Here is a 7,816-nt window from a genome sequence, read left to right as displayed (position 1 = left end):
GTATTGTTTCTCGCAGGTCTTATAGATAGTCGATATAGACGGCAACCCCTGAGTATGCGTAGTGAAACAAGTAACTTCTGTTGCGCCGAAAGTCTTGTTAAAAGCATCGAGTGTTTTCATTCAAATATTCGTAAGCAACAGAAGTATATTCCACCTATTAATGAGTTAGGTAAACTGATTAATTAATGGAACGGAGCAACTATAAGCTGTTCAAGAGGGACAAAAAACAGTTTGCTGTTTCGTTCCTCAACATTTTAGCAAACTATTTTTTGCCCCTTAACAGGGCGTTATGTTTTCAATGGAGTGAGAGTTTGAATTCTAATAAATCTAAAATAATTTGGCTGAGTATCTCTACTTTATTGCTGTTTACTTATTCTGGCTTTTCTCTTTGGCTTCCACATTACGTTGAAAATCAATATGAGGAAAGTAATTCTAGAGATCTAGAAGAGCGCATATCTTTAATTGAGCAAGCAATTTATAAAGCTGAAAGCGAAGAACCCTTTGATAAATCTCAAATCGTAACCATTTTCAAATCTACTATAGAGAGTGAAATATCTACAGAGAACTATATTTCAAAAATAGTTAATATTTTCACAACTGTTTCAAGTATATTAATAGGAGTTTTACTAATACATCTAGCTTCATTAATCTCAGTATTTCAAGGTCTTGTGAAAAAGAAAACATAACAAGCCAATCAAGCGGGACTAAAAACAGTTTGCTCGGTTTCGCTTCGCTACACATTTTAGCAAACAATTTTTAGCCCCTTATTGGGGCGTTACAAGGATCGTCAAACTATGCGTGTGTTGATAATTTTGATTTTAACTATATTGAACACGAGTTGTTCGACTGTTAAAAGTAGCCCTAATAATTACACATTGAATTTTTTAAATTTGGAAGCAATAATTTCCGATCCAAATTTCAATCAAAACTCAACAGTTATTATAAAGAATATCGATACCTGTAAGGTTGAATTCAAGTCTCACTGGTCAAAAGAAGTAAGTGAGAGAAAAGGATTTTATTCTGTACATTCTGCAATAATAGTCGATTTTACTAATAACTATAAAAACTCATTATTTGTCCCTGCGCATGACGTTATCGAGGATGGTGTTGTACAACAACGGTGGAGTGATTTAATTGAAATTAATTTTCTAAAAGACGCTGAGGTTGTAAAGGTATCTTTAGAAAACGAATCATCTGACGGTTTTATGACATTTTACAATACGGATTATCTATCTATTGGAGTTTATAATCCAGATGATAGGGTTCAAATTAACAAGTTGCTCAAGGCTTTTGCTTCAGTTCATCGTAGCTGTATTAGCAGTTAAATCCTTGTAACAACACGCCCTGAGGTGGACGACTAGTAAAATTTAGCTATTTATTGCAAATTTTAACAGCGGCGAACCTCTTCTTTTTAATGCTTCTAAATATTTTGATTCGTCATAGGGCTTACTTGTCTTCCAGCACCTATATACTATTCTGATCCACTTGAAGGCCAGTGATCTTATAATACTATTATGTGGCTTTCCTTTGCTTTTTTGTTGCTCGTAATAGGCCTTTGCCCAAAACGAATAACGTATCGAGAAACCTGCCCATTCCACAAAGGTTTGTCTTAAAAACGTTGGGCAACTGTATCGCCAATGTGTCCATGTTTTCTTGCCACTTCGTTCAATGACCGGTGCAATACCTGCATACTTCTGTAACTCAGAGGCATCATTGTAACGGTCTCTATTGCTGCCAAAAGCCACCAATAAACGTGGTGCAAGTTGTTGCCCTGCACCAGGGAGACTATCAAAAATCACTTTGTCCGGTTGCGTTTTATAAGCCTCTTTTATCACTTTATCTAACGACACTATCCCCTTTAGTAATACTTTGAATTGTGCGACGAGTACTTCCACTAAGAGTTTGTTTGGCTCTATCACGCCGATGTCTTCAGTTAACGCCATAGCGCTTTTAATACTGGTGATACGTGCATCATTAACTTGGGCGTAATGTGAGTTATGGGTAGTAAAAAAGTCTAATAGCGTTTGTTTTCTTGCTGTTTTAGCGTGATCGAGTGAAGGCCATTTAAGGATAAAATCACAAAAAACAAAGGTATCTTTTTCTTTAAACCATTCAAGTACTTGCGGGTAGTAATTCTTTAATGCAGCGGTTATTTTATTTGATAAGTCAACGCTGTCTTGCACTACGTTTCGTCTATATTCAACTAACTGTGTCAAAGAACGTATAGCTGCTGATTCGGGCTCAATAACAACGAGTTTGTGCATGTGTAGAGTGAGTATTTCTACTTGTATAAAGGCATCTGAGGGATCATCTTTTGCGTTACTTGGTGTAAAGGCTTTACGGTAATTAGCCACAGATGAAGGATTAATCGTAAACAAAGTGAGGTGGTTGTATTTGGCTAGTGCATAAATAAGCGGGCCTTTTTTCAGCTCACAGGCTACCGCAATTTGTTGGTTCGGGTATCGCTGTTTAAGGCTCATTGCCCATTCGTGAAGCGCTTCGGGTTTACTTTTTATAATGGAGTATTGATATTTTTCTGTGTGATTAGGGTGTTGACAAATATCATGTTTTGTATCGGCCCAATCAATGCCAATTAAGGCAGCGAAATCATTAACGTTATATGCTTTCATTTTGCAGCTCCTGCGCGTAAAGTTAACGGTGGAATATGCTTAAATCTCGTTTCTCGCAGGTCTTATAGATAGTCGTGGTCGTCAATCCCTGAGTATGCGTTTAGAAATCGAGTTGCTCTGTTGGTTCGAACGTCTTGTTAGAAACATAGGATGTTTACCATTCAATATTCGTAACCAACAGGAGCATGTTCCACCTAATCTAATAGTAAGTTACTTTATGAGATTAAGTGGCTTGGTCGAACTATAAGCCACTCAAGCAGGACAAATAACAGTTGGTTTTGTTCGCTTCGCTCTCTATTATAACCAACTATCATTTGCCTCTTAGTGGGGCGTTAGGCAACTTAATAGTATCGCACGCAATGGAGTATGTATGGATTTAGAAAAAGTCATGTTGGAAATCATAGAGTCTATGGCAGGTTCAATACATGAGGGCTTTAAGGGGGCTATTTCAGGAGGGCATGATACGATCAAAATCGGTTCATTTAAAGTTATGAGGTACGCTGAGGTCATAGAAAAAAATTTCGGTAAATCACAACTAAAACCTATTGTGGCTATCTTACATGAACTGATGGTAGCTAGAGCAATAGAGAAAAAGAATTATGCATCGATAGACTTTTATCTAAGTGAACAAGCAGCAACAGTAGTTTTGATCACCGCTATTGAAATACTAATAAACTCAAAAGGTTGGTTTTCATTTTCCGGAAAGAATAATTACAGAAATTTTGAAGAAAACGGTTATCAAATTTCATTTTTGGGTGATGATTATACTTCTTGGGAATTTAGTGCCTTAGAGGCAAGTTTCGTTTCTATCACAAAAAGTGCAGAATTAAATGCTCAAATACAGCATTTAAACCCAGTTGCCTAACAAATAAGAATAGGTGTCGCGTAGCCGACACCTTATTCGGGTGTTGGACAAGCCCGTAGTCTGCTTTATATAGTAAATAGCGATTTGTTTTTTGAAGGGCTTGCTATCAATTGCCAGATCGCAAGACGTACGAAGTTAAGACGAAAAAGGCAATGCTTTTTCATCAGTTTATGTTTTAGCAAACCATGTTGCCTCTCTTTATTCCCCCTAGATTAATTACTTACCTTAGCCATTATCCTTATTGTATTCGCCTTTCGGCTAGGGCGTTCGTGTCACTCCCGTGCAATGCATTTTATGTTTGCAGCAAGGGCATATTCTCGTGGCTCGCGTGGGTGTGGTTTCTTCCTTTTTGGGTTTAAGCCAGTCGTGAATGGGTAATAACAGCAATTGAATTATTAACCTAAGCTTTTTAGCGCCTCAGGATAACAGCCCATAATCACGTACCCGCTGCAATCCTTTGGGCAAAACATGTTGCAGTATCAGCATTAAGAATTTGAGTGTTGGCAACGTACGGGGTGTTATTTTGTTCGTTGCACTGTCTTTATAACGAAAGGTGACGTTGTGTTGGTCATAATGAATAATGTCTTTATCAGGCAATACCCCACGATATAAATACCGAGACAGATATTTTAACGCCGGTAAGCCATGACCTATTTTTTTGCAATCGACCACCCATTTTGTTGGCAGTTTTTTGATAGTAGTCAGTGACAGCTCAGGATGTTTTTTTATAGCTTCAAACACGCGTGCTCTCCAGACTTTAGCGAGTGCGAACTCGTTAAATAAATAGCCTTTCTTGCCTTTACGCCATTGTTTTCGTTTAGGGTCGTAACCGCCATTTGGCACAATAATATGTAAATGGGGATGTAGTTCACGCCTTCTGCTGTGGGTATGTAGTACCGAGGTAAAGCCAATGTCGCCTAAGCCTTGGCGTGTGGCAAAGTTTTTCAATATTGAAGATGTGACTGAAAACATCAATTGATATACTGCTTTAGGACGGCTTTTAGCTAAAGGCCTTAACTCAAAGGGTAAGGTAAAAGTCGCCATGAAATACTCAACAGGTAAGCGTTTTGCTTTTTGTCTAGCGAGCCATTGTGATGTTGTGTTTTGTTGGCACTGCGGGCAGTTTCTATGGCCACAAGAAAGTGGCATACGGTCATGATGCTCGCAATGGTCACAAGCCCAAAGTGATTGGCGTTGCTGTGGTGTTTTGCACATAAGCATGGCATAAATCGCTTTACGCATGTCAGGTGTTAATTTCACGCTATACTGAATTTCAAGGGCTTGGTGATGTTGACGAAGTAACTCAATAAAGGTACTCATTTTATAGACCATATAATGGTAATTTTATCGGTTAGTTGGTTTACGGCGCGTGACATATCACGTTGTTTCACTTTTGTGAGCTGTGTGTAACGTGCAGTGGTGTTGAGACTGGCGTGTCCAAGTAATTGCTGCAAAGAACGCAAATCAAGCCCTTGTTCAAGCAGGTGGGTAGCATAACAATGACGAAGAGAATGTGGGCTGATGAATTTTTTAATTCGACAATCATGCAGTACCTTTTTTAAGGCTTTTTGAACACCGCCTTTATCCATATGGTTTTTCGTATTTACCTGAAGGCCAGGAAAAATCAAACGGGCGTGGCGATGTATTTTCCAATCATTCCTCAGCGCTAAGAGAGTCTGCTCAGGCAGAGGCACCATGCGGTCTTTTCCTCCTTTACCATCACGAACATGTACCAGCATTGTCGATTTATCGATATCATGTATGGTTAAATTAAGTCCTTCACTTAAGCGTAGCCCCAGAGAATAAAGCGTTATAAAAAACACTTGATAGCGAAGTTGCTTGGTTTGATTGATCACCTCACTGACTTGCTTGACCGTTAAAATATCAGGGATGCGCTTGACTTGCGGCGGTTTAACGATAGAGAGCCACTCCCATTGTTTATCGAGTGTGTAGCGGTAAAAGAACTGTAAACCATTACGGTCAAGCTTAATGGTGCTCCAAGAATGTGTTTGAATGAGGCTGTTGAAATATTGTTTTAAGTCAGCGGTGGTTAAGGTATCAGGAGCTTTATCAAAAAAGGCGGTTATACGGCGAACCGCACGGGCGTAAGCATCAATTGTTGAAGGACGTTTACCTTGTAAGGATAGGTTGATAAGGTGTTGTTCATAAAGATAATTGTAATGTTGTGCTTGTGATGTATTCATGGGTATACTCCAATAACGCATCATCGACGTGACAATGCTGTTATTGAGTATGGAAGGTTGTTTTAAATCTACTCTGCCGCAGAGCGGCTTCGTTCAACAAGCTGTTCAAGAGGGACAAAAAACAGTTTGCTGTTTCGTGCCTCAACATTATAGCAAACCATTTTTTGCCCCTTAACAGGGCGTTAGGCATATGAATACGATACTCAGCGAATCATCAGATAATTTTTATTTTCACAATGTTTCATTTGGCTACAACAAAAATGAAGATTGTGATGAATTGAGTATTTTCCTTGTCGAAGGTGAATATGCCGATCACGATACTCCAAAGAGATTAGTCAAAATCACTTTCCTTGCCCCTATAATGTGGCAACAAATGGAAGAATCACATTCATCATTTGATGAGTATGAAATACGCGATGACGGAGGTTTAATACAAATTATTGAAAGATCTCGCTATTTCGATTTTGTAAATACTACTTATCCTTGGTATAAAGATATTCGCGGTAAAGCTCAACATATTCGTGTTTGGAGTCAAAATATAGTATCGGAGGTTATTGCCAAAGACTTCCCAGCAGTGGTGTGGCAATATGCCTAACAAGCAAATCAACAAGGACTAAAAACAGCGGGCTGTTCGCTTCGCTACCATTTTAGCCCGCTATTTTTAGCCCGTTAATTGGGCGTTAGCATTCAAACCATATGAGTCACTATTTAATGAATAGATTAGTATTAATTGCTTTTATGTTTTTCACACATGTTGCACATTCTAGTTCGAGTGTATGTCATGGTACGACCTCAAATGGCAGTTTAGTAAATGGTGTTGAACTTCCTAGTGATGGTAAAAATTTCGTTAGTTATAGTACCATTGCAAGGTTAGCTGGTAGAACTTATGTGCATTCGAGTGTCAAATCGATAATACTCAATTCATATAAAAATTTAGAAGTGACTATGCCAAACACTGTCTATAAATATGCAGAAACTGGCTATGAAAGCGGAGGGAAATTTCGTCCACATAAAACTCATCAAAATGGCTTGTCTGTAGACTTTATGACTCCTGTAAAAAATGAAAAAGGTGTATCTGATCATTTGCCTACAAATCCATTTAACAAATTTGGTTACAATATTGAATTTGATGCATCAGGAAAATTTGAAGAGTATACAATTGATTATGATTCATTAGCCGCTCATATTGTCGAGTTAGACAAAGAGTCGAAAAAACAAGGTTTTGGTTTGTGGCGAGTGATCTTTGATCCTGAATTACAGCCTAATTTATTTAAAACGAAGCATTCTGAATATCTTAAAAATAATATTCAGTTTTCTAAAAAACGGTCTTGGGTACGTCATGATGAACATTATCATGTTGATTTCGAAGTTCCGTGTAGATGAATGCTAACTAGGCAAATCAATGGACGCTAACAGTTGTCACGTTTTTTGCTAAAACAAAAAGATCGCAAAAAAAGTGCCAACTTACGCGCCAGTGTTTGCGGCGTTAGGGTGTCAATGTTACGTAAGTTTTCTATTCACATTATAGCTTTGATTATTTGCTCACTGACACCAACGTTAATTGTTGTTGCATATTTCATAATTGGTGCATTTTTTACATCATCATTAGATTCAGTTGGTCAGCAGCTTCTTAGCATGTCTATGTTTATTACATTTGTTGCAGCGGGCCACGCTGTCATTTTGGGTTTGCCAATTTCTATTATAGTTAAAGGTTACATTGATTTTACCTACAAAGTAGCTGCTCTATGTGGTTTTCTGGTTGGGTTTATTCCTATAGCCATATTCACTTGGCCCTTGCAATATGGTCTAGGTTCATCTTCAACAATAAATGGTGTCCAAACGTTGGTTAATGGAATTCCTACAATGGCGGGTTGGTTATCTTACTTTCAAGGTGCTGTAATATTTGGTTTTCTTGGTTTAGTAAGTGCATTGGTGTATAACTATTTAATAATTGTGCAAGAACACCCTAACAAGCAAATCAACAAGGACACTGATCCTCCCCCGATAAAACGGACACCAAAATCTAACTAAAGATGAGGTGTCTTATGCCCAAGTACAACAATCCAAGACGAACTTGGAAGTATTCAAACGACTTTAAAGTCAACGCTATTCAATTA

At 38.1% G+C, this 7,816-nt stretch carries 9 protein-coding genes and 1 pseudogene; 7 read left to right on the top strand and 3 right to left on the bottom strand.

The features are described from left to right. From ESZ26_RS19360 to ESZ26_RS18520, 3 genes are all read left to right on the top strand, one after another. On the top strand, positions 1–186 hold a 186-nt coding region (locus tag ESZ26_RS19360; RefSeq protein ID WP_211361229.1), incomplete at its 5' end, for a hypothetical protein. A gap of 125 nt (positions 187–311) precedes the next feature. Further along, complete coding sequence (locus ESZ26_RS18525; protein ID WP_146801224.1) at positions 312–686, top strand: hypothetical protein; 375 nt, start codon at positions 312–314, stop codon at positions 684–686. 108 nt (positions 687–794) lie between these two features. Next, a complete protein-coding gene (locus tag ESZ26_RS18520; protein ID WP_146801225.1) occupies positions 795–1,325 on the top strand; it encodes a hypothetical protein in 531 nt (176 codons plus the stop codon). Between the two features lie 42 nt (positions 1,326–1,367). Here ESZ26_RS18520 and ESZ26_RS18515 read toward each other — a convergent pair whose 3' ends face one another. Beyond that, positions 1,368–2,630 (bottom strand): IS110 family RNA-guided transposase, encoded by a 1,263-nt coding sequence (locus tag ESZ26_RS18515; RefSeq protein WP_146801227.1) that lies wholly within the window; start codon positions 2,628–2,630, stop codon positions 1,368–1,370. A gap of 370 nt (positions 2,631–3,000) precedes the next feature. Between ESZ26_RS18515 and ESZ26_RS18510 the strand changes: the two genes are divergently transcribed. Then, positions 3,001–3,495, top strand: coding sequence for a hypothetical protein (locus tag ESZ26_RS18510; RefSeq protein WP_146801229.1), 495 nt, complete (start codon positions 3,001–3,003; stop codon positions 3,493–3,495). Positions 3,496–3,753: 258 nt separating this feature from the next. On the opposite strand, the pseudogene ESZ26_RS18505 reads toward ESZ26_RS18510, so the two are convergent. Beyond that, positions 3,754–4,815, bottom strand: a pseudogene (locus tag ESZ26_RS18505) (IS91 family transposase). Further along, the gene (locus tag ESZ26_RS18500) at positions 4,812–5,699 is read right to left on the bottom strand and encodes a site-specific integrase (protein ID WP_146801231.1); all 888 of its coding nucleotides are present in this window, start codon (positions 5,697–5,699) and stop codon (positions 4,812–4,814) included. Before ESZ26_RS18500 ends, ESZ26_RS18505 begins: the two are co-directional and overlap by 4 nt. Positions 5,700–5,889: 190 nt before the next feature. Here ESZ26_RS18500 and ESZ26_RS18495 point away from each other — a divergent pair, with 190 nt between their 5' ends. The 3 genes from ESZ26_RS18495 (at position 5,890) to ESZ26_RS18485 (ending at position 7,730) form a co-directional block, all read left to right on the top strand. Beyond that, entirely contained in the window at positions 5,890–6,294 is a 405-nt protein-coding gene (locus ESZ26_RS18495) for a hypothetical protein (protein ID WP_146801233.1), read from the top strand. Between the two features lie 116 nt (positions 6,295–6,410). Continuing rightward, positions 6,411–7,082: a penicillin-insensitive murein endopeptidase gene (locus ESZ26_RS18490; RefSeq protein ID WP_146801235.1), complete on the top strand. Its 672-nt coding sequence runs from the start codon at positions 6,411–6,413 to the stop codon at positions 7,080–7,082. A 33-nt stretch (positions 7,083–7,115) separates the two neighbouring features. Next, positions 7,116–7,730 carry a hypothetical protein gene (locus ESZ26_RS18485; RefSeq protein WP_146801237.1) on the top strand — a complete coding sequence of 205 codons (615 nt, stop codon included), beginning with the start codon at positions 7,116–7,118 and terminating at the stop codon, positions 7,728–7,730. Positions 7,731–7,816: the final 86 nt, after the last annotated feature.

The sequence above is a fragment of the Colwellia hornerae genome, assembly GCF_007954355.1.
Classification (GTDB): Bacteria; Pseudomonadota; Gammaproteobacteria; order Enterobacterales; family Alteromonadaceae; genus Colwellia_A; species Colwellia_A hornerae.
This window is presented reverse-complemented; position numbering and strand designations above follow the sequence as displayed.

What these genes read in the sequence shown, in the direction of transcription:
- ESZ26_RS18500 (WP_146801231.1), bottom strand. Translation starts at nt 5,699, where the DNA reads ATGAATACATCACAAGCACAACATTACAATTATCTTTATGAACAACAC.
- ESZ26_RS18490 (WP_146801235.1), top strand. Translation starts at nt 6,411, where the DNA reads ATGAATAGATTAGTATTAATTGCTTTTATGTTTTTCACACATGTTGCA.
- ESZ26_RS18495 (WP_146801233.1), top strand. Translation starts at nt 5,890, where the DNA reads ATGAATACGATACTCAGCGAATCATCAGATAATTTTTATTTTCACAAT.
- ESZ26_RS18520 (WP_146801225.1), top strand. Translation starts at nt 795, where the DNA reads ATGCGTGTGTTGATAATTTTGATTTTAACTATATTGAACACGAGTTGT.
- ESZ26_RS18515 (WP_146801227.1), bottom strand. Translation starts at nt 2,630, where the DNA reads ATGAAAGCATATAACGTTAATGATTTCGCTGCCTTAATTGGCATTGAT.
- ESZ26_RS18510 (WP_146801229.1), top strand. Translation starts at nt 3,001, where the DNA reads ATGGATTTAGAAAAAGTCATGTTGGAAATCATAGAGTCTATGGCAGGT.